General features: G+C 71.9%; 20 protein-coding genes. 11 read left to right on the top strand and 9 right to left on the bottom strand.

Annotated features, from left to right (window positions below; genetic code table 11):
• Positions 1–4 precede the first annotated feature (4 nt).
• Genes KBX00_RS08635 through KBX00_RS08610 form a run of 6 tightly spaced genes read right to left on the bottom strand, consistent with a single transcriptional unit; the run spans position 5 to position 7,702 of the window.
• Complete coding sequence (locus KBX00_RS08635) at positions 5–1,168, bottom strand: M23 family metallopeptidase (protein ID WP_210825065.1); 1,164 nt, start codon at positions 1,166–1,168, stop codon at positions 5–7.
• Positions 1,161–1,721, bottom strand: coding sequence for a hypothetical protein (locus tag KBX00_RS08630; RefSeq protein WP_210825063.1), 561 nt, complete (start codon positions 1,719–1,721; stop codon positions 1,161–1,163). Before KBX00_RS08630 ends, KBX00_RS08635 begins: the two co-directional genes overlap by 8 nt.
• Positions 1,718–3,658, bottom strand: coding sequence for an MFS transporter (locus KBX00_RS08625; protein ID WP_210825061.1), 1,941 nt, complete (start codon positions 3,656–3,658; stop codon positions 1,718–1,720). The genes KBX00_RS08630 and KBX00_RS08625 overlap by 4 nt, the downstream gene beginning before the upstream one ends.
• 1 nt (position 3,659) lies before the next feature.
• Positions 3,660–6,959: an ATP-binding protein gene (locus KBX00_RS08620; protein WP_210825059.1), complete on the bottom strand. Its 3,300-nt coding sequence runs from the start codon at positions 6,957–6,959 to the stop codon at positions 3,660–3,662.
• Positions 6,960–7,008: 49 nt separating this feature from the next.
• Entirely contained in the window at positions 7,009–7,371 is a 363-nt protein-coding gene (locus tag KBX00_RS08615; RefSeq protein ID WP_164448629.1) for a hypothetical protein, read from the bottom strand.
• A 13-nt stretch (positions 7,372–7,384) separates the two neighbouring features.
• A complete protein-coding gene (locus KBX00_RS08610; RefSeq protein ID WP_210825057.1) occupies positions 7,385–7,702 on the bottom strand; it encodes a hypothetical protein in 318 nt (105 codons plus the stop codon).
• Positions 7,703–8,046: 344 nt separating this feature from the next.
• Here KBX00_RS08610 and folP point away from each other — a divergent pair, with 344 nt between their 5' ends.
• The 7 genes from folP (at position 8,047) to KBX00_RS08575 (ending at position 12,868) form a co-directional block, all read left to right on the top strand.
• On the top strand, positions 8,047–8,991 hold the full coding sequence (gene folP, locus KBX00_RS08605) for a dihydropteroate synthase (RefSeq protein WP_210825055.1): 945 nt from the start codon (positions 8,047–8,049) through the stop codon (positions 8,989–8,991).
• Positions 8,992–8,993: 2 nt separating this feature from the next.
• Positions 8,994–9,359 (top strand): dihydroneopterin aldolase, encoded by a 366-nt coding sequence (gene folB / locus KBX00_RS08600; protein ID WP_210825053.1) that lies wholly within the window; start codon positions 8,994–8,996, stop codon positions 9,357–9,359.
• On the top strand, positions 9,356–9,883 hold the full coding sequence (folK, locus tag KBX00_RS08595; protein ID WP_210825052.1) for a 2-amino-4-hydroxy-6-hydroxymethyldihydropteridine diphosphokinase: 528 nt from the start codon (positions 9,356–9,358) through the stop codon (positions 9,881–9,883). Before folB ends, folK begins: the two co-directional genes overlap by 4 nt.
• A gap of 109 nt (positions 9,884–9,992) precedes the next feature.
• Positions 9,993–10,478, top strand: a complete 486-nt coding sequence (locus KBX00_RS08590) for a DUF3180 domain-containing protein (RefSeq protein WP_301547609.1) — start codon at positions 9,993–9,995, stop codon at positions 10,476–10,478.
• A gap of 256 nt (positions 10,479–10,734) precedes the next feature.
• Positions 10,735–11,940, top strand: coding sequence for an ABC transporter permease (locus KBX00_RS08585; protein WP_210825048.1), 1,206 nt, complete (start codon positions 10,735–10,737; stop codon positions 11,938–11,940).
• A 55-nt stretch (positions 11,941–11,995) separates the two neighbouring features.
• On the top strand, positions 11,996–12,301 hold the full coding sequence (locus tag KBX00_RS08580) for a hypothetical protein (RefSeq protein WP_210825046.1): 306 nt from the start codon (positions 11,996–11,998) through the stop codon (positions 12,299–12,301).
• Positions 12,302–12,376: 75 nt separating this feature from the next.
• The gene (locus KBX00_RS08575) at positions 12,377–12,868 is read left to right on the top strand and encodes a hypothetical protein (protein ID WP_210825044.1); all 492 of its coding nucleotides are present in this window, start codon (positions 12,377–12,379) and stop codon (positions 12,866–12,868) included.
• Between the two features lie 75 nt (positions 12,869–12,943).
• On the opposite strand, the gene KBX00_RS08570 is transcribed toward KBX00_RS08575, so the two are convergent.
• Complete coding sequence (locus KBX00_RS08570) at positions 12,944–13,939, bottom strand: ABC transporter ATP-binding protein (protein ID WP_210825042.1); 996 nt, start codon at positions 13,937–13,939, stop codon at positions 12,944–12,946.
• Positions 13,940–13,941: 2 nt separating this feature from the next.
• Here KBX00_RS08570 and KBX00_RS08565 point away from each other — a divergent pair, with 2 nt between their 5' ends.
• The 4 genes from KBX00_RS08565 (at position 13,942) to KBX00_RS08550 (ending at position 18,477) form a co-directional block, all read left to right on the top strand.
• Complete coding sequence (locus KBX00_RS08565; protein ID WP_210825040.1) at positions 13,942–14,628, top strand: ABC transporter permease; 687 nt, start codon at positions 13,942–13,944, stop codon at positions 14,626–14,628.
• Positions 14,625–15,359, top strand: a complete 735-nt coding sequence (locus tag KBX00_RS08560; protein WP_374225266.1) for an ABC transporter permease — start codon at positions 14,625–14,627, stop codon at positions 15,357–15,359. Before KBX00_RS08565 ends, KBX00_RS08560 begins: the two co-directional genes overlap by 4 nt.
• A gap of 258 nt (positions 15,360–15,617) precedes the next feature.
• A complete protein-coding gene (locus tag KBX00_RS08555; protein WP_301547568.1) occupies positions 15,618–16,619 on the top strand; it encodes a glycine betaine ABC transporter substrate-binding protein in 1,002 nt (333 codons plus the stop codon).
• Between the two features lie 160 nt (positions 16,620–16,779).
• A complete protein-coding gene (locus KBX00_RS08550) occupies positions 16,780–18,477 on the top strand; it encodes a hypothetical protein (RefSeq protein ID WP_210825034.1) in 1,698 nt (565 codons plus the stop codon).
• A gap of 43 nt (positions 18,478–18,520) precedes the next feature.
• Here KBX00_RS08550 and KBX00_RS08545 read toward each other — a convergent pair whose 3' ends face one another.
• Together KBX00_RS08545 and KBX00_RS08540 are read right to left on the bottom strand one after the other, a co-directional pair.
• Positions 18,521–19,702 carry an NADH-quinone oxidoreductase subunit D gene (locus KBX00_RS08545; protein WP_210825032.1) on the bottom strand — a complete coding sequence of 394 codons (1,182 nt, stop codon included), beginning with the start codon at positions 19,700–19,702 and terminating at the stop codon, positions 18,521–18,523.
• Positions 19,703–19,739: 37 nt separating this feature from the next.
• A complete protein-coding gene (locus KBX00_RS08540) occupies positions 19,740–21,152 on the bottom strand; it encodes an SAM-dependent methyltransferase (protein ID WP_374225270.1) in 1,413 nt (470 codons plus the stop codon).
• Positions 21,153–21,262 lie beyond the last annotated feature (110 nt).

Raw genomic sequence — 21,262 nt, 5'->3', positions numbered from 1 at the left:
TGCTTCACCCGGCGCCCTTCAACGGCGCGCCCTTCGACCGCATGAACGGGACCGGGTCGATGGCGCCCCGGCTGCTGCGATCGCCGTCGACATGCACCTCGAAGTGCAGGTGTGGTCCGGAGGAGTTGCCGCTGCTGCCCACATCGCCGATCACGTCACCGGCCTGCACCGTGTCGCCCACGGCGACCCGGGGCGGGTCCGCCAGATGGCAGTAGCGGGTGATGATGCCCTGGGCGTGCAGCACGTCGACGAACCAACCGCAGCCCCCCTTGCCGGGCCAGCCGTCCACGTCACAGCTGAGTCGCCCTCTCCGGTCGGGGTCGCAGCGGGCGACCAGCACCCGGCCGGTCGCCGCGACCCTGATGTCGGTGCCCTTTGGTGCGGAGATGTCCACACCGTTGTGCCCGGGCCGACTGGCGGTCCGGAATCCGGAGCCGACCCCGCCCGGAATCGGTGCGGTCCAGCCGGAGGCGGCGATCTCGCCGCCCGCTGCGGCGTCGCACACCTCCTCTCCGGCGATCAGCGCGGTGCGGGCCGCGCCGCCGGCCAGCGCATCCACGATGCGGGCGGCGAGCTCCTCGTGCTTGGCGTACGCGTCCGGGAAGGCGCTGATCTGGACCCGCTGGGCGGCCACGGTCAGCGGCAGTTTCTCCCAGTCGGTCACGTCGACCAGCTTCTCGTAGAACTTGCGGGACGCGTACTCGGGATCCATCCGTTGGGCGACCGTGCCCCACGAGGCCCGTTGCTGGAAGAGACCGACGGAGTCGTGGTCGGCCCCGATCCCCTCGTTCGGGATGTCCCGCGACTCGCCGACCGTGCTGTTCGCCAGGTTGAGCAGCCGTGACTCCTGCATCGCGGTCGCCACCGCGATCACCCAGCCCCGCGGCGGCACCTTCATCTCCTGGCCGACGTTGATGATCTTGGCGGCGTTCCGCAGCTGGCGTTCCCCGTACTCGGCAAAGCGCGGCATCTTGCCGGTGGCGTCGACCTCGAAGTCGCCGGTGCACTCCATGCTGGCCGGGGCCAGCTGCTCGGCAGCGTCGCCACCCAGTTCGGTGAGGAAGAAGGCGCCCGCGCCACCGGTGCAGCAGAGCAGCACCAACGTCGCGGTCAGCGCGGCGGCGAGAGCGCCGGTCCGGACCGGCGGCCGGGGACGGTACTCACTCATCCCGGCTCCAGTCCACCGCGTCCACCAACCATCGCCCGTCGGGTGCCAGCAGTTCGAGCCGGAGTTGCCCGCCGTCGAGCGGGATCGTCGCCTCTACGAAGGTCTCGCCGCGTGGGCGGAGTGTCACGTCGCCGGTGACCGCGCTGGCGGGCACTTCGGCCGGGTCGGCGCCGGAGAGCTTCTCGGTCAGGCCGGTGGTCGAGAGCGGACGTAGCGCGTCGTGCCAGTCCTCGGCGGCCTGGCCCGGGCGGCCTAGCCAGGCGGCGGTGAAGCGTTCGGCGACCAGGTCCGGTGTCGGCTGGCCCGGCCGGGTGATCGGGGACGGAGTCGTGGTCGTGGAGATCGCGCCGTCGTCCCCGGTGGTCGGGTGCACCGTGGTGATCGGGTCGGCCGGGCGATTACTGAGCCCGGCCGCCGGGTCGCTCGGGCCCGCCACCAACCTGGCTGCCCCTACCACCCCGAGTACCAGTACGGCCATGCCGAGTGCGACACCCAGCCGGGACCGCAGCAACCGCCGGAACAGGAACTCGATCGCCCGACGCATGGTTGTCACCGGGCCTCGGAGCGGACCCGTGGTGCCGGCTTCTCCGGAGCCCGTTCGGCCGAGCCGGGACGGTAGATGACGTAGGCGGGGTTCTCGTCCGGCACGTCCGGCTCGGTCCAGGAAGCCGGCTGCCGCCGACGCGGCCTGGGAGCCACCGGGGCGGCCTTGGAGCGCTGCTCCCGGGTGGGGCCGTCGGTGCCATCCGTCCTCGGATCGTCCGGTCGTTTCGCGGCGGCCGGCGTCCCCGCCGGCACCGGATCCGGCCGAGCCTCCGGACGCACCCTCGGCTGCTCCGGCGCCACTGCCCGACGCCGTCCCACGCTCGGCTCGGCGGTGCCGCCCGGCTCGGCGACGTCGAGGCGGGCCGCGGTGCGCATGTCCCGAAAGAACCGGCGGTGCCAGGAGCCCGCCGAACTGACCGCCTCGCTGTTGTCCTTGCCGCCGAGCTGGGTGATCCGGCGGTAGGGGCGCAGCAGCAGCCAGCCGACCACCCCGCAGAGCCAGACCAGCACCACCTGAAGCCAGCCGGGAAGGGTGGCCGTGCTCATGATGAGGTCGACCGCGAAGAGGTAGATGGCGGCACCGGTGCCGAAGATCGCGATGTTGAACAGCGCCGCCACCACTGCGTTGCCCAGCCGTCGCAGACCGGCGCTGGCCGGTCGGAGCAGACCGATGGTGCCCAGGATCGGCGCCGCGATCACCGCCCATCGGAAGATCAGAAAGCCGAGCAGCACCAGCAGTGACGCGGTCAGGTCGAACATCGCGAAGAGCAGGGCGGCGAGCACCGCGATGAACCCGGCGCCCACCCGGTCCATGTCCCGGACACCCTTCAGGTACTCGTAGGCCTCCGGATCTTCCCGCTCGATCTGCGCGGCCACCGTCATCCACTGCTGCTTCTTCGCGCTGATGGTGGCCTCGCGAAGTTCTGGACTGGTCCGGATCTTCTCGGCCTCCCCCCAGGACAGCGACTTGGCGTCGTAGAGCGCCGCACCGTACTTCTTGGCGGTCTCGCTGTCGGCGGAGCCGAGCACACCGCGCAGCCAGTTCCGGTAGAGCATCGCCTCCGTGGCCGTGTCGCTGGCTCGGACCGCCGGTGGACGTTTGTCGGTGCAGGCATCCGGATTTGGCATCGCACACCGGTCCGGCGGCACGTCCTTGGCGGCCGGGCCCACCGCGTCGTGCACGACACCGAGCGTGGAGACGAGGGCACCGTCGGCGAGGTTCGCGGACTTGACCGGCCACGCGGCCAGCGCGGTGACCGCCATCATGACCACCAACGCCCAGCCCGCCGTGGTCATCGCGCTGCTCATGTCGGACTGGCGTGAGCGCCAGAGCAGGTAGAGCCCGACCACGCAGAGCGTGACGATGCCGAAGACGCTGAACACCTTCTGGTAGATCGCCTTGGTGGCCTGGTCCACCAGGGGATCCGCCCAGCCCCACATGGTGCCCGGATCCCAGGCGCGTTCACGCAGGGCGTTCGAGGCGCCGATGATCGCCGTCGCCATCATGAACTCGCCGTTGGCGATGGTGTTTGTGAACTTGTAGTCCGGGTGCAGCAGCGTGGTCGCGCAGCCGGAATCGATGTCGTAGGTGCTGTAGCTGTAACCGGCGTAGCCGTAGTCGCTGTAGTAGCCCTTCGGGCCGGGAAGCTTGGAGGCCTCAGGACGGGAAGCGAACCACCCGGCGATGCCAGAATCCGGCGCAGTCGGCGTCGGGGGATTACGGCAGGTCGCCTCCGACTCCGCCACCTGCTGCAGTTTGGTGACGCAGGCACGGAAGTCGACCTGCCACTCCTCGGTCGTGCAGAGTTCGGCCGCCGCGGCCTGGTACCCGGCCGGAGCCGCGTACGCCGGTGTGGCCGTGAGCCCGGGCCAGCTGATCGTGGCTGCGGCGAGGATGCCGAGTGTCAGGAGGAGCGCCGTGATCCGTGCCCGGGCCCTCGCCATGTCACGCCTCCATGTCAGGCAGCACGGTCGGCAGCACCCCTGCGGCGGCGGCGATGGCGGCGGGGGTGGTGTCGAGGTGGTCCAGCAGTCCATCCACGTAGGAGACGTCGACTCGGACCTTCTGGACCCGGCCGTCGACGTCGCGCATCACGAACTCTCGGAAGCCGAGCCGGTTGGCGGAGGTCGCGTCGGCGGTGGAGAGGGAGGCGAGGGTGGCCTCGTAGCCGTCGTCCACCGGTACGCGCAGCAGCCGCAGCGCCTCGGAGGCGATCTCGGCGTCTTCGGCGATCCGGCCGACGAACACGGTGGAGACGAGGTTCTGCACGTCGAGACCGAGGATGTCCCGCGGGTTCTGCGAGGCGACCAGCGCGGCGAGGTTCCACTTGCGGGAGTCTCGGGCGAGTCGGACGAGGAACGACCGGCCCGAGCGCCACCCCTCCATGAAGTGCGCCTCGTCCAGCCCGACCAGCTTCCGGGAGGCCATCGATCCGCCGTAGCAGCGGCGGACCGCCAGCCGGTGCGCGGTGTGCAGCATCGGCAGGGCGAGCGCCTCCTCGGCCGACCAGTACTCGCGTTCGATCTTGAGGTCGGGCAGCCGGAGGCCGGCCATGGTGATGACGGTGAGCGCGGCGTCCGGGCCGAGCAGGCCCTCCGGTGGGCGACCGAAGAAGAGCATCGCCAGCGGCATCTCGGCGGTGTCCAGCAGCAGGTTGGCCAGTTCCCGGCCGGCGTCGTCGTTGAGCCGGCCGAGGCAGGTGACCACGTCGTCCAGGGTGGAGGTCTCCTCGGCGGGCACCTGGCGTACGGCGTGCCGGAACAGGGTGGCGGTGGAGGCCTCCCGGGCCACCTGCGGTGGCACCAGCATCATGCAGATGTCCTGTACCAGCATCCGCCGCTCGGCCCGCGCGTTGGAGACCGCGATCTCGAACTCCCGGTCGCCGGCGGCTCCGGTGGCGAACTCGCTGCGCAGCGGGGTCGGAATCAGCGAGTACGGTGCCAGCGTGCCGTGTTCGGAGCCGGTCAGGTTCAGCACCCGCGAGTAGGGACGAAGCTCCGGCATCGCGCAGAGCCGGGCCAGCGGGCCCGAGGGGTCGAGCAGGGTCACCTGAACGCCGCGGCGAGCGGCCAGGTAGCCCAACGCGCCGAGCAGCGTGGACTTGCCGCCGCCCGGCTCGGCCACGAAGACCGCCAGGCCGGAGCGCTCCCGCACCTCCATCGGGAAGTGCAGGTCGAGGAAGACCGGCCGGCGGCAGGTGCCGGCGGTACGGCCGATCAGGTCGCCACGTCGGTCACCCACTGTGGAGGCGGCCTGCGGCAGCGCCGCCGCGAGCAGATTGACGGGCATCCTGCGTACGTAACCGGTGTTGGCGATCGGCTCACCGGGAATGAACTCGCGGGCCAGCCAGTCCTGGTTCTTCGGGTGTTGCAGGGAGATACGCAGCTCGCGCGAGTAGAGCTGGATGAGCCGGCGGGCCCGTTCCAGGCACTCCTCCCGGGTACGACCGCCGACCGCGATCCGGTGCCAGCCGTGGGCGCGGGCCGAGTCGACCGGCAGCCCGGTGGTCATCTCGTCGCCGATGACCAGGGCTCGCTTGGCGAGTCGCTCCAGTTCGGGCGGCGCGTCGATGCCGTGTTCGGCGTAGTCCAACTGCTGTGACCGGATCATCCGGAGCCGGTGTTCCAGGTTGCGGAAGGAGTCGCCGGAACCGAGGATGTCGACCCGGGTGGAGAGTTCCATCGGCCAGGGCAGCCGCTCGTGGAAGTGCAGCCAGGGTTCGTGTCGCTCGGGGATCTCCAGCGGCTCCATCCGCCCCACCGCGAGCACCGCCACGTGTCGTTCCTCGCCGGTCATCCGGTGGACCAGCTTGACCGTGGAACCGTACGGCGTGCGGTAGCGCTCGACCTGTTCGGTCAGGGCGAGCAGGTCGCCGCGTTCCCAACGACCGTCGGTGATGGGTGAGAGCGTGCCGGGGGGCGCCATGCAGAGTGCCACCGACCGGTAGAGCAGCCATTCCAGCTCGTGCGCGGTGACCCGCCGTCCCCGCATGCCGAAGGCGCCGAGCACCTCGTCGAACTGCTCGACGGTGCGGCCGAGCTTGCGCCGCTCACCGTCGGCGACGCCGCGGCCGAAGGTGCGCAGCAGCCGCTCGGTGAGTGAGTCACCGAGGGAACGGCGGGCGAAGGTGACGCCGAGGTAGGTCTGGCCCTCGGCGTGATTCACCGAGAGCAGGTGTCGCTGCGCGGAGACCAGGTGCTCGGCCCAGCCGGGTGTGCCGGGAACGTCGGGCAGTGGCGCGGCGGTGTTGGCGTCGATGGTGCGGGCCCACTCGTCGGCCGGGAAGGGCCGGGTGGTGCGACGCAGGTGCAGCCGGAAGCCGGCCAGGCCGGCGTACTGCTCGGAGATGGCCGACAGCAACGCTTCGCGTTCCGCGTCCGGGCGGAAGGCCCAGCGCACCTCGGGCAGCCAGTACCAGGCGGTAACGGTGTTGGGGGTGAAGGTCAGGTGCCCGGCGATCTCGGTGATGGCCAGCTCGACCGCCGGATCACGATCGCCGAACTTGATCTTCGGTGGTCGAACACGGGCCGGCTTGATCGGCCGGTCGCGGTGGTCGACGGACCGCTGCCGGGGGGCTGGGCGGTTGGTCGACGGCGCTACCCGACGTGGCGTCCGGGGCTCGTCGGCGGGTGCCGCGTCGTCGTCAGGAACGCGGCGGTCCTCCCGGAGCGGGCGGTCGTTCCCGGCGGGCCGATCGTCGGCGGGCGGCCGGGCGGTCGGCAACCGGTCCGCCGGGGTGGGCACCACCCGGGGCGGAGCCGGCGGTGTGCTCGTGGCCGCCATCGCGCCCTCGACCGGGTGGCGGGGCGGCGCGGCCGGAGTCGGGTCGGGCGGTCGCGGTGGCACGGGTGGCGGAGCTGGCCGACGGGCTGCCGGTGTGGGCGCGACGGCGGGCGGCGGCGCGGGGTGGGGCTGCTGTGGCAGGGCTCGTGCGGGAAGCCCGTTGCCCCGCTGGGCGGAACCAGGCCGGGGGTACGCGCCACCGAACAGATCGAGGAACGGAGAGTCGATGTCCGCGCCGTCCCGGCTGGCCGGGGCCGGGTCGGCCGGCACCGCCCGGCGCTGCGGTGGGCGGGGTGCCTGGAACACACCGACGCTGCCGTGACCCGGGGTGGTGGCGAGCGCTGGATCCAGCGTGGTCTCGTCCAGCTCGTCGGATTCTGGGTAGTCGAATGAACGCGCACGGTTACCGTGTGGTGCGGCCGGACGTCCGGCCGGGGATCCCGGCGTGGCGGAGCGGCTCATGCGATCGCCCTACCCGTTTCCTCGTTCGTCCCGTACGGCGTGCAGCCGGTCATGCCAGTTCCTCCCGGATCCTGATCCTGCTGCCGACCAGGCGCGGATCGCGCTGCTCGGCGGCCGGCTCCCGGGTTCGTCGCCAGTCGGTCAGCGCGGTACGGATCACCATGCGCGCCGGACGGTCCGGGTCGACGTACCGGAAGACGAACGAGGTGGTCACGATCGCGAGGGCGATCTCCCAGGCGGGGAAGAGTTCGACCCGCAGCGTGAACAACCAGTGGATGAACATGTAGAGGGGGACGAGCAGCATGAACAGCCCGTACTGGGCGTACGGCAGGTGGACCGGAAGGGTGTAGCCGGGCGGCCCGAGATAGACCAGGCGAGCCCGGTAGATGTCGTCGTCGGTGCGCAGCCGCATCTCGTGCCCGCGTCTATTCGAAGATCAGGTTGATCAGGAAGTCGCCGATGAAGAAGAGGGTGGCGGCTCCGGCGATGAAGGCCAACCCGACGATCGCGATGGCCGAGCTGGTCAGCACCTTTGAGATCTCACCCCGGCTGGCCCGGCCGATGAAGATGACGCCAAGCACGGCGAGCAGGATCGGCGCGATCTTGCTGGCGAAGAAGGTGACGACGCCCTCGGTGTCGATCCCCTTCGGTTCCTCCGCGGCGAACGGAATCGACGACGCCAGGGTGGAGAGCAGGTGGAGGGCGCCGGTGGACGCCGTTTCCATCAGCTCGATGGCGATCACTGAAACCTCCCCAAGTCGCGGCCGGCGGCGCCGCGGTGGTGCAGTAGGCAAGCCGTGCGGGATCGGTGCTCACTGTTCGCAGCGTTCGAGACCCTGCGTACGAGAACCGCCACGAAGGGTGGCGATTTTTGGGCGGGTTGTCCCGCTTCGGCCCTCCCTCCAACCGTCGCCATCTCGATGCTGGACAATTCCACAGCGTACGGGCCGCCCCCCTTTGCGACAAGCCGCGAAGATGCTGCCCGAACCGACCCGGACGACCGATCGTACACCTGTTTCAATTGCCATGTCAGGACCGACGACCGGGGCGGTCCGCGAGGGACGGCCGGGCCGGTACCGTCCTACTCGTGACCGATCTGGTACGGGCTCCGGCCCCGGTGGTGATGGGCGTCCTGAACGTCACGCCCGACTCGTTCTCCGACGGCGGACGCTACGCCGACGTCGATGCCGCCGTCGCACACGGCGTCCGGCTACGTGCCGACGGAGCGGAGTTGGTGGATGTCGGTGGGGAGTCGACCCGGCCGGGTGCCGACCGGGTGGACGCGGCGACCGAGGCCGCCCGGGTGGTGCCGGTCATCCGTGAACTGGCCTCGGCGGGTGTCCCGGTCAGCATCGACACCACCCGCGCCGGGGTCGCCGTCGCGGCGCTGCAGGCCGGCGCGGTCGTGGTCAACGACGTCTCGGGAGGGCTCGCGGACGCCGACATGGCCCGGGTGGTCAGCGACGCCGGATGTCCCTGGGTGCTGATGCACTGGCGCGGCCACTCCCGCCGGATGAGCGAGTTGGCCAGCTACCGTGACGTGGTCGCCGACGTCCGTGCCGAGCTGGGCCAGCGGGTGGACGCGGCGCTCGCCGCCGGAATCGACCCGGGTCGGATCATCATCGATCCGGGCCTCGGCTTCGCCAAGAACGCCGCCCACAACTGGCAGCTCAGCGCCCGGCTGCCCGAACTGATCGCCCTCGGCTACCCGCTGCTGTTCGGCGCGAGCCGCAAGTCGTACCTGGGCCAACTGCTGGCCGGGCCCGACGGCGTGCCCCGGCCGACGGACGGCCGGGCGGCAGCGACCGTCGCCACCAGCCTGCTCGCGGTCGCTGCCGGCGCCTGGGGGGTACGCGTGCACGACGTGCGCGCCACCGTCGACGCCCTCGCCGTCTGGCGGGCCAGCGGCCGTCCCCGGCTGGCGGCCCCGCCGGCAGCCGACACCATCCCTGTCGCCGACACCGGGTCGGGCGTACGGGACGCCGTGCCGCCGGGCGCCACCGGAGAGGCCGCCGTCGAGGGGAGGGCCTGACGATGACCGACCGGATCGAGCTGACCGGTCTACGGGCGCACGGCCGGCACGGGGTGTACGACTTCGAACGCGCCAACGGTCAGGAGTTCGTCGTCGACGCGATGCTCGAACTCGACCTGCGCCCGGCCGCCCGGTCCGACGACGTACGGGACACCGTGCACTACGGCGAGCTGGCCGAACGGCTGGTCGAGGTGATCACCGGCGAGCCGGTGAACCTGATCGAGACCCTCGCCGACCGGCTGATCGAGGTCTGCCTTACGGATCCGCGGGTGACAGGCGTGACGATCACCGTGCACAAGCCCGAGGCTCCGGTCCCGCACGCCTTCACCGACGTGGCCGTGACCATGTGCCGGAGGCGTACCCGATGACCCGTGCCGTGCTCTCCCTCGGCAGCAACCTCGGTGACCGACTCGCTCACCTGCGCACCGCCCTGGCTGTTCTCGGTGACAGTGTTCTGGTGGTCTCCGGGGTGTACGAGACGCCGCCGTGGGGCGACACCGAGCAGCCGCCGTACCTGAACGCCGTGCTGCTGGCGGCGGACCCGAGCGCTGACGCCCACGACTGGTTGGCGCGGGCGCGGGCGGCGGAGGTTGCCGCCGACCGCGCCCGGGACCCGGGGCGGCGCTTTGGTCCCCGCACGCTCGACGTCGACGTCGTCGCGGTGTGGACCGACGACGACCGTCCGGTGTTCAGCGCCGATCCCGAGCTGACCCTGCCGCATCCCCGGGCACACCTGCGGGCCTTCGTGCTGCGGCCGTGGATCGACATCCAGCCCTACGGGCAACTGCCGGGGCACGGTTGGCTGACCGACCTGCTCACCACCGGGCCGGTCGCCGCCGAGGTGCCGGAACTGAGCCCCCGACCCGATCTGACGTTAGAGTCGACGGCATGAGCGAGCGCAGCGAGCGGACCATCAGGCTCAGCGCGAGCGGGTCTCGTGGCGGTGCGGCGTGCAGTGGGGTGCCGGCATGAGCGTTTCCCCGCCGCCCGACGGGTCGCGGATGGGCCCCACCCGCATCTCGACCCTGGTGGTGACCGCCCTCGCCGCCGCCGCGGCGGCCTGGCTGTTGATCAGCGGCATCTACTACGACCGGCTGCCGCCGTTGCCCTGGTTGCCGGTGGTGACGCTGGCCGGGCTGGCCGTGCTGGAGGCGTACGCCGCGATCAACACCCGGGGTCGGATCGACCGCCGACCGGGCCGTGATCCGGTCAATCCGTTGATGGTGGCTCGGTTCGTCGTGCTGGCCAAGGCGTCCGCGCTGGTCGGCGCCATCTTCGCCGGCGGGTACGCGGGGCTGACGGGTTGGTTGTTCGTGCAGCCGACGCGGGCGGCCGCCGATGACCGCCCGGCGGCCATCGCCGGCGTGCTGGCCTCGACCGCCCTGGTGGCCGCCGCGCTCTGGCTGGAGCGGGCGTGCCGGGTTCCGGAGCAGCCCGACGACGAACATGAGCCGGACGACTGGGAGAGCCACCCGGGCCATCGCTAGGCCTTGTGTCGAAGTCCCTGGACTCCGCCTCGGCTCGACCGAGGACTTCGACGCAAGGCCCAGTGCGGTGTCGCCCGAGGTTTCACCCGGGCACGGGCGCGGGGCGGACGCGGCCTGGGCCGTCGGCACCCGCCCCAGCAGGGGGTTCCGTCCGGCTCGGAGGCGCGGGTACGGTGCCTCCGACCGAAGGGCAACGCCCGCCGCCGGTCCGCCCGTGCGTCGGTGGAGTCCGGGCGGCCGCTGGGAGGCAGGAATCATGGGGTACGACGAACCGGACCGTGACGGACCGCCGGCGCCCGCCTCGGCCGGTCCCGCGACCGGCACGGAGGCCGTCCTCGAACCCGACGCCGAGTCGGGCCGGGACCGTTTCGGCGTCTACATCGTCTGGGAGACGTTCCTGCTGCTCGGCTTCAGCGCACTTGTCTACCTGGTGTGGCGGGAGGATTCGGCCGTGCTGCGCGGCAGCGGGTTGCGGGACCTCATCGTCGACGTGGTCGGTCTGGGGGCGCTGGCCCTGGCCGTCGGGCTGACCCTGCGTACGGCTGCGGTCAACCTCGCTGTCGGGCCGGTGGCGGTCGCGGCCGGGCTGCACTTCGCCGAGCAGAGCGACCGCGGGGTGCTCGACACCGTCGGCACGGCCACCGTGGTGGCCGCGGTCGGTGGACTGCTGCTCGGGCTGGTGGTCGTGCTGCTGCACGTGCCGGGTTGGGCGGCGAGCCTCGGTGGTGCGGCCGGTGTCATCGTCTACATCGAGCAGCGCTCCGCGCCCGTGCTGGTGCAGGGCGATTACGACCCGCGGGGCACCGCCGGACAACTCTTCGTCGGCTTCGCCGCGATCGCGGTGTTCGGTGGGCTCCTCGGAGCGGTGAGCCCGATCCGTCGGCTGCTCGGTCGGTTCCGTCCGATCGTCGACCCGGCCCGCCGGCGGGGCGCGGCGGCCGCCGTGGTGGTCACCGCCGGGTACGTCTGCTCCACCGTGCTCGCGACTCTCGCCGGCGTGCTGATCGCCTCGACGGAGGGGACGGTGGCACCGGCGGCCGGGTTGGACTGGACGGTGCTGGCGGTGGGCGCCACGCTGCTCGCCGGCACCAGTGCGTTCGGGCTGCGTGGCGGCGTCTTCGGCACGCTGCTGACGGCCGGTGCGATCGGGCTGTTCCTGGCCTACGCCCAGGCCCGCGGCTGGGCGGTCAGCCACTGGGCGGTCGGCGGCGCAGCGCTGGCCGGTGGGCTCGTCGTCACCCGCCTGGTCGAGACGTACGGGCGTCCGGCGCCGGTGCTCGGTGCACTGCCCCCGCCGCCCCCGGAGCCGGCCGTCGAGGGCGGGTGGAGTGTGACGCAGCCGCAGCCGGTCGGTGACTGGCCGCCGGTGCTGCCGGCCCAACCCGCCGTCGGCGGCACGGATCCGTGGGGGGCCCGGCGCTGGGAGACCGGCTCCCGAACCTGGGAGGCCGACGACCGTTGACCGATCGGCGGTTCGTCGGCGCGCCGGGAGTGATCTCGACGGCTAGGCTCGGCACATGACCGACACATCATCGATCCCCGGCGGCCGGTCGTTCGAGGAATTGGACGTCCTCTCCACCGAGGAGCTGCGTGAACGGGCGTTCACCCTCGCTCGGGAGCGCCGGGACGTACGGTTCTTCTGGTCGGTGCTGCGGCACCTGCCGAACGCGGACGAGGCCGCCGCGCTGGACGGCGCGCCGAATTCGGTGGGGCCGACGGTCGACGAGGCGGTGGCCCTCTGGCGCGAGATGACCGGGCACGGTTACGAGGAGTCCGCGCCGCTGCTGCGTGCCGCGTTCATCGACTACCTGATGAAGCACTAGGGCGTCAAACGCGCGTACCACCATAAATGACGCCTCGCGTTTGCCTGCGTCGAGTCGCTGGGAATTAGCGGGGCCATGGCTCTCACCAATCGATACAAGTCCGCACCGGGCGCTGGCACGCTCGCCGCGCTCATCCTGGTCCTGGTCTTCGGCAGCCCCTGGTACGTCGACTGGGCCAGGGACAACACCGATCCGGACAGCGCCGGCGGGTGGTTCCTGAGACTGCTCGCCTGGCCGGCCTGGCGATTCGACTCCTCCGACTCCATCCAGGAGATCTTCGCCGACGACCTGAGGGCGATCCTCGTGGTCGTCCTCACCGCACTCTTCCTCTACCTGCTGCCGGGCTCCCAGCTCGCCCGTGCCCGCGGCACCATCAGTCAGTTCTTCGCCGGCTGGGCGGCGTTCGTCTTCGCCGGGGCCTTCGCGGCCCTGTTCACCACGCTGATCCGGACCAACCCGTCACTGCTGGGCGCCTTCCAGGCCGCCGGGGACGGCGCGGAGTACGGCCTCTTCGTCGGCTGGATCATCGGCATCGCCACCCTCGGCGGCTACCGGGGTCGGCGCTGACCGGCCGGCCACTCGTGCGACGGCACCTGCGGCTCTCCGCCCAGCTGGCTCAGCCGGGCAACGTCGACATGACACTCAGCCGGCCGACTCCGGGAGCGTCAGGAGGCGCTCCCGGCTGAGCGTCCCGACCGGCCGTCCGTCCTCGGTGACCACGGCCCGACCACCGGCGGAGGTGAGCAGCACGGCCAGCGCGTCGTACGCCGACCCGCCCAGCGGCACCGCCGGCAGATCCGCTCCGCCGTCGACCGGCAGCGGATCGAGCACCTCCCGGGTCACCGGGGTGACGGCCAGCCGGCGGATGCCCCGATCGGCTCCGACGAACTCGCGGACGAACCCGGTGGCGGGGGAGCCGAGCAGCGCCGCCGGAGTGTCGTACTGCTCCAACCGGCCGCCCTCGGAGAGCACCGCGATCCGGTCGCCGAGCCGGACGGCCTCGTCCAGGTCGTGGGTGACCAGGACGATGGTCTTGCGTACCTCCGCCTGCAATCGCAGGAACTCCTCCTGCAGCCGGGTACGCACGATCGGGTCGACGGCGGAGAAGGGTTCGTCCATCAGCAGCACCACCGGATCGGCGGCGAGCGCCCGGGCCACCCCGACCCGCTGCCGCTGACCGCCGGAGAGTTCGTGCGGGTAGCGCCGGCCGAACTGACCCGGATTCAGACCGACAAGTTCCAGCAGTTCCTCGACCCGACGCTTGACGGGCCCGGTGGACCAGCCGAGCAGCCGAGGCACGGTGGCGACGTTGGCGGCCACCGTCTGATGCGGGAAGAGCCCGACGTTCTGGATGACGTAGCCGATCTGGCGGCGCAGTTTGACCGGGTCGACCCGGGTCACGTCGGAGTCGTTGAGCAGGATCCGGCCGGCGGTCGGCTCGATCAGCCGATTGATCATCCGCAGTACGGTCGACTTGCCGCAGCCGGACGGGCCGATCAGCACGACCAGTTCGCCCTCGTCGACGTGCAGGCTCAGCTCGCGGACCGCCTCGGTGCCGTCCGGGTAGCGCTTGCCGATGCCGTCGAGGGTGATCGACGCCGCGCGTCGATCATCGTCGGCGCCCGGGGTAACGTCCACGTATGTCCTTCCGCCTGAGCTACCGGGCTGATCCGGGTAACCCGTGGTTCTCCTGGCAGTACGTGCGGGACAACTCTGACACGGTGCTCAACGCCCTGCGTGAGCACACCACGCTGACCCTCCGGGCGGTGCTCATCGCCGCGTTGATCGCCGTCCCGCTGGCCGTGCTGGCCTACTGGTTCCGGCCGCTCACCGGGCCGATTCTCGCACTGACCGGGGTGCTCTACACGGTCCCCTCCCTGGCCCTGTTCGCATTCGTCGCACCCTATCTGGGCATCGGTGTCGCGACCGTGCTGAGCGTGGTGGTGCTGTACGCGCTGCTGGTGATAGTCCGTAACACCGTCGCCGGGCTCAACCAGGTGCCGGCGGAGGTCCGGGAGGCGGCCGAGGGTATGGGGTACGGCCGCTGGGGGCGACTGTTGCGGATCGAGTTGCCGCTGGCCGTGCCCGGCATCCTGACCGGCCTGCGGTTGGCCACGGTGTCCACGGTTGCCCTGGTCACCGTCGGTGTGGTGATCGGGCGGGGTGGGTTGGGGCAGATCATCTTCGCCGGCTTCCAGAACAACCTCTACAAGGCGCAGATCATGACCGGGACGTTGCTCTGTGTCCTGCTGGCGCTGGTGCTCGACCTGCTTCTGGTGGGCGCCGGTCGGCTGCTCACCCCATGGCTGCGTGGCAGGACCGGATGAGCGCCGCGACGAACCCGGTGTCCCAGGCGGTGGTCTGGCTCAATGACCCGCTGAACTGGACGAACCCGGGGGGCATCCTGGACCGGCTCGGCGAGCATGTCGGCATGTCGGCCGCCGCGGTGCTGGTCGGCTGCCTGGTGGCCTGGCCGCTGGGCCTCTGGCTGGGCCACACCGGCCGGGGCGGCGGGCTGGTGGTGCTGGTCTCGAACCTCACGTTGGCGGTGCCCACGCTCGCCCTGCTGACCATCCTTCCGTTGACCTTCCTCGGCTTCGGCCGTCCGGCGGTGGTGGTCGCGCTGGCGGTCTTCGCCGTGCCGCCGCTGTTGGCGAACGCGTACACGGGGGTTCGGCAGGTCGATCCGCAGACCCGGGAGGCGGCTCGTGGCATGGGCATGACCGGGGTGCAGGTGCTGCGCCGGGTGGAACTGCCGCTCGCGGTGCCCTATCTCGCGGCCGGTTTCCGGACCGCCGCCGTCCAGGTGGTCGCCACGGCGGCGCTGGCGACCTTCGTCAACGGTGGTGGCCTGGGTGAGATCATCCGGTTCGGGTTCGGCCTGAGCATCGCGGTCGGTGGCGGCCAGATCCTGGCCGGCGGGCTGCTGGTGGCCGGGCTCGCGGTAAGCGTCGAGCTGCTCTTCGCGCTCGTCGAACGGCTGGTCACCCCGCGCGCGCTGCGCCGCGCCCGGCGTGGTGCCGGGCGACGCGCCGCGGATGCCGTCGCCGGCACCTGACCAGGCGACGACTCGCGACCGGGGCCACGGCATCGAGCAACTCCGGCCCGCCGCCACGATCGGGTGAGCCACGCCACCGGCAGGGTGTCCGGCGGGCGCGACGACCCCGATGGGTGACGTTCCGGTGACGAATGCCTCCCCGGCTTGTCGGTGGGGCACGGCAGGATGTTGGGTGGATATCGCGGGCGGCAGGCGAGATCGCCCGTCGGACACGCGGCCGGCCCACCCGGGCCGCGCCGGGACACGGAAGGCGGGCTCATGCGCGCAGGTAGAAGACTGTCCATCGCGGTCGCGGGGGCTGTCGCGGCGGCGACGGTCCTGGCGGGATGCGGCGACGCCGGTTCCTCCGGCACCGAGGCACCCCAGCAGGGTGCCTCGGGCGAGGGTTGTGCGCCGGTGGCCGGTGAGCAGTTGATCGCACTTGAGGACGACAAGTCGCTGCAGAACGCGGACAACATCATCCCGGCGGTCAACAGCGAGGTGGCGAATCCGCAGTTGATCGCCGCGCTCGACAAGGTCTCCGCGGTGCTCGACACGCCGAAGCTGGTGCAGCTCAACAAGGCGGTCGACGTGGACCGCAAGAGCGCCCGGGCGGCGGCGCAGGAGTTCGCCGACGCCAACTCGCTCACCGACGGCGTGGAGCAGGGACCGGGCGGGCGGATCACGGTGGGGGCGGGCAACTTCACCGAGAGCGAGATCATCGCCGAGCTCTACAAGATCCAGCTGACCGCCGCGGGCTACCAGGTCACCGTGCAGCAGATCGGCAACCGGGAGTTGTACGAGCCGGCGTTGGAGAAGGGCGAGATCCAGGTCGTCCCGGAGTACGCCGCCACCCTCGCCGAGTTCCTCAACGGGAAGGTGAACAGCGGCGGCCAGCCGGTCTCCTCGCCGGACGTCGACAAGACCGTCACCGCGCTGCGTGGCCTCGGTGAGCAGGTGGGTCTGACCTTCGGCGCGCCGGCGGCCGCACAGACCCAGAACGCCTTCGCCGTGACCCAGGAGTTCGCCGACAAGTACAGCGTGCGGACCCTCTCCGAACTCGCCGAGAAGTGCTCGGGTACGGCGACGGTGCTGGGTGGTCCGCCGGAGTGCCAGGAGCGCCCGTTCTGCAAGCCCGGTCTGGAGCAGACCTACGGGCTGTCGGTCGGCTCGTTCTCCTCGCTCGACGGCGGTGGCCCGTTGACCAAGACCGCGTTGCGCAACGGCACGATAAGCGTCGGCCTGATCTTCTCGACCGACGCGGCGTACGCGCAGAACTGAGCAACCGCGCCAGCCACCATGGCGCCCCGGCCGAGTCGGCCGGGGCGCCATCGCGTTTCCCAGCCGCGAAAGCGTCACGGCGCACCCCTTCGACACTCGCGACGGACACCTGCCGTCGAGCCGTTCCCACGTGACGCAACTCTCGGTAGGCTGCGGACCCATGCCCGCCCCGGTGCCCGCCGACCCGCGCAAGCTGCTCACCGTGCTCTTCTGGGGCGGTGTGGCCCTCGCTCCGGTCGCGGCGCTGATACTCCTGGTGGCTGACGGCAACGGGCCGCTGCGGTTTGCCGCCGTGCTGGCCATCCTGGCCGTGGTGCTGATCGGCCTTTCCATCGCACTGCGTACCGACGGCGGTGGGCAGCATGCCGAGGAACTCCGTGCGGAGGTCGACGAGCTGCGGCGGGAGCTGCGCGGTGAGATCGTGGCTGCCGCCCAGCGTGGTAACCAGGCGCTCGACGAGATCCAACGGGTCCAGCAGTCGCTGGCCGGACTGCGTCAACGGGTCGACTCGGGCGGTGTAGGTGCGGCCGGGAACGACGAGCCGTCCGGCCCGGGTCGAGCCCGGGTGCCGGCACCGGAGGCACCGCCGCGGCAGACCGAACGCCCCGCCACGCCGGCCGGGGTCTACGGCACGGCGCAGCCCGCCCACGGCCGACCCGGCGGGTACGGCGGAGAGCGTTCCGGGCCTGGCAACGATCGTCCGGCCAGCGGCTCAGCCGGGGTCTACGGTTCGCCGGTCCGCCCGGAGCAGGGCAATCGCCCGGGTGAGTCGGGGCCGAGGCCACTCGGGGTGGTGCGGCACACCGAGACGGTGCATGTGACCACCCGGCACACGATCGTGGGCGAGTCCGGCGGCCGGTACGGCGGTTACCCGGCGGCGTGGTCGGGATCGCAGCCTGGGGAGCGCGGGCGAGCACACGGCGTCGACGGGGACGACCGCCCGTGGTCCGACGGCGATGACCATTCCCCCCGGGACGAGGGTCGTCGCTGGTCCGGTGCGGAGCGCTCCGACGAACGTTCCTGGTCCGGGACGGCCCAGGAGGAGGCGCGCGACTGGGCCGGCTCCTCCCGTGACGAGGAACCTTCCTGGTCCGGACCCGCCCGTGAGGAGGACCGCGCGTGGTCGCCCGCGCGGGAGGAGAGCCGCTGGTCCGCCGGGCACGACGACTGGTCCGCCAGCCGCGGCGGCTCGGGCCATCCGGACGCGCCGTCCGGCGACCGCGACGGTCGCGACTGGGGCTCGCGGGACGACTGGGGCTCGCGGCACGACTGGGGCTCGCGGGACGACCGGGGTTGGGACGCGGGTGGCCAGCAGTGGGAGACGCCTGCGGACCCGGCACCGGCGGCTCAGGGACTACGGGCGGACGACACCGGGGCGTACTGGGCGCAGCTGCGGGCCGGAGACCGGTGGGCGGCGGTACGTGACGACGAGCGGGGCCGCGAGTTGCGCGTCGGCGAACGCCGGGCCGAACTGCACGCCGATCCGGTCGGCACCGAGTACCGGGTGGAGGACCGGTGGGCGAGCGTACGTCGCGACGAACCACGCCGTGCGGCGGGCGACGACGGGTGGCGCGACGGCTGGGGCGAGCCGGGCAGTCGTCCGGCGCTACCCGCGGGTGGGGTGCCGGTGCCGCACGAGTGGCGCCCGCCCCGAGAGCGCGGCTACCAGCCCGAACCAGCGCGGGGTCACCAGCCTGAGCCGGCGCGCGGCTATGCGTCGGAGCCGGCGTACGGGTATCAGTCCGAGTACTCGCAAGGAGAACGTCCGAGCGGGGAGCCGTACGGCCGCCGGCACCGCGTGGAGGAGCCCGACTACGGCCCGGCGGGGTACGACGCCGGCGCTGGCCGCTGGCGCTGATCCGGCGGCGTGCGCCATCCGGAAGCCACCCCGGAACGCGCCGTCACTTGTCGATGTCGCCGACCACGAAGAACATCGAGCCGAGAATGGCGATCAGGTCCGGCACCAGGCAGCCGGGCAGCAGGGTGGCCAGGGCCTGCACGTTCGCGTACGACGCGGTGCGCAACTTGAGCCGCCACGGCGTCTTCTCGCCCCGGGAGACCAGGTAGTACCCGTTGATGCCGAGCGGGTTCTCCGTCCAGGCGTACGTGTGTCCCTCGGGTGCCTTGAGCACCTTCGGCAACCTGGTGTTGATCGGTCCGGTGAGCCGGTCGACCCGGTCCAGGCACTGCTCCGCCAGGTCGAGTGAGGCGTACACCTGGTCGAGCAGCACCTCGAAACGGGCGTGGCAGTCGCCGGCCGTCTTCGTGACCACCGGCACGTCGAGCTGGTCGTAGGCCAGGTACGGCTCGTCCCGGCGCAGGTCGTGGTCGAGCCCGGAGGCCCGGGCGACCGGCCCGGACGCGCCGAACGCGGCCGCCTCGGCCGCCGACAGCACCCCCACGCCGACGGTACGGGCCAGGAAGATCTCGTTCCGGCGGATCAGGTTGTCCAGGTCCGGCATCCGGCGGCGTACCTCGCCGATGGCCGCCCGGGCCCGCCCGGTCCAGCCGGCCGGCACCTCCTCCTTCAGCCCGCCGACCCGGTTGAACATGTAGTGGATCCGCCCGCCGGAGACCTCCTCCAGCACCGCCTGGAGCGTCTCCCGTTCCCGGAAGGCGTAGAACATCGGGGTGATCGCGCCGATCTCCAGCGGATACGAGCCGAGGAACATCAGGTGGTTGAGCACCCGGTTCAGCTCGGCCAGGGCCATCCGCAGCCAGGTGGCCCGCTCCGGCACCTCCATGCCCATCAGCCGTTCCACGGCGAGCACGACGCCCAGCTCGTTGGCGAAGGCGGAGAGCCAGTCGTGTCGGTTGGCCAGCACGATGATCTGCCGGTAGTCGCGTACCTCGAACAGCTTCTCCGCGCCCCGGTGCATGTAGCCCACGATCGGCTCCGCGGCGAGCACCCGCTCGCCGTCGAGCACCAGCTTGAGTCGCAGCACGCCGTGCGTGGAGGGGTGCTGCGGCCCGATGTTCAGCACCATGTCCGCGCCGAGCTGCTCCCCGCCGGTGCCCGCCACCAGCCCGGCGCCGGTGCCGACGGTCAGCTCGCGCAGCTCGCCCGTGGTCATGCCCGCCATCGTGCCATGAACCGCCGGGACTGGCGGTGGTCGCCCGTCAGCCGCGCCGCCCGTCGGCACCGTCGGACAGGGCCGCGAGAGACGGCAGCTGGTCGGCGGGCAGTCCCACCGGCTGCCACAGCCACCAGTGGCCGCCGAGGCCGGCCGGGTCGGTCAACTCGGCCGCCGCCGACGCGGTGGCCAGCGCCCGCAGGTAGCCCGCCGGGTCACTGGCGGCCAGGCTCAGCGGCGGTCGCCCACCGTCGACCCCGAGCGCTCGCAACGCCTCCCGCTGAGAGGTCAGGACGTACGCACACCGGGCGACCCGCTCACCGGCGGAGGCGACCGAGTCGATGGCGACGTGTGCGGTGACGTCGCAGGAGCCGTCCGGCACCGGCGGCACCTGCCGCCCAGCCCGGTACCCGGTGAGGGTTCCGTCGGTCGGCCGCTCCGCCCGCAGGTGGCCGTAGTCCACCGCCAACGCCAGCCCCCGCTCGACGCGCCCCACGGCGTGCGACCACGCCTCGTCCCTGGTCCGCCCGATCTCCGCCCGCCCCATCGGCGGTATGCGGTCCGTGGGGGTGCGGTCCGTGGGGGTGCGGTCCGTGGGGGTTTCCGGGCAGCCCGGCCGGCGCCGGGCGGTCAGGCTTGATCCCTGCGCCGGCCGGGCTGCCCGGAAACCCGACGTGGTCGGGCCCGACCCGTCCGTTGGGGTGTGCGGGGGGAGGTTCGGGTCGTCCGTGCGGGTCCGCGTCCCGGGAGGCTGGTGGGTCGGGGAGGGCCACCAGGTTGTCAGCCAGGTTGTGTCGTCTCGACTTACTGGTTCGCCTGTCGTTTCGACGCCGGTGGTGGGGTCGACGAGGAGGTAGTGCCAGTCGTGGTCGGTGTGGGTGGCCAGGTCGAGGGGGACGTTGTCGAGCCACTCGGTGGCCAGCAGCAGGCCGGTGATGCTGGTGGGGATCTCGTTCGTCCAGACGATCTGGTCGGGAAGGTTCTCGGGGCGTGGGGCGAGTTCGACGGCGGTGAACCGTACCCGCCGAGCCAGCGGAACCGGCGCCGACGGCGACGAATCGACGGACCCGGACGAGGCACCACCCGGGCCGGGACGGACGGCGGCCGTGGTGGTCAGGGTTTCCGGGGAGCCCGCCCGCGCAGGGATCAAGCCTGACCGCCCGGAGCGGGCGGGCTCCCCGGAAACCCCCGGGACGAGCCCGGAGCGGGCGGGCTCCCCGGAAACCCCCACGGCGAGAGCGAAGAGGAGTTCGCCCCGCCCAGCCCCCACATCCACCACGTCGAACGGGTCGGGGAAGCCCAGGGCGGCGTCGAGGTGGTGGATCAGGCGGAGCAGCACCGAGGTGAAGATCGGGGAGGCGTGCACGCTGGTCCGGAAGTGGGCTGCGGGTCCGGCGCCGGAGACGAAGAAGCCCTCGGGCCCGTAGAGGGCCCGCCGCATCGCCTCCCGCCAGCGCATCGACATGGGGCCCTCCTCACACTGGTGAACGATTTCACACAACCTTGTTTCAGATCCGCGTCAGCGACGCATACTTGCCCCGACCGGTACCCCGTCTCGAGGACTGGATC

The sequence above is a fragment of the Micromonospora sp. C95 genome, assembly GCF_018070465.1.
Classification (GTDB): domain Bacteria; phylum Actinomycetota; class Actinomycetes; order Mycobacteriales; family Micromonosporaceae; genus Micromonospora.
The sequence above is the reverse complement of the archived record's forward strand: the minus strand, read 5'-3'. Positions and strand labels throughout refer to the sequence as shown.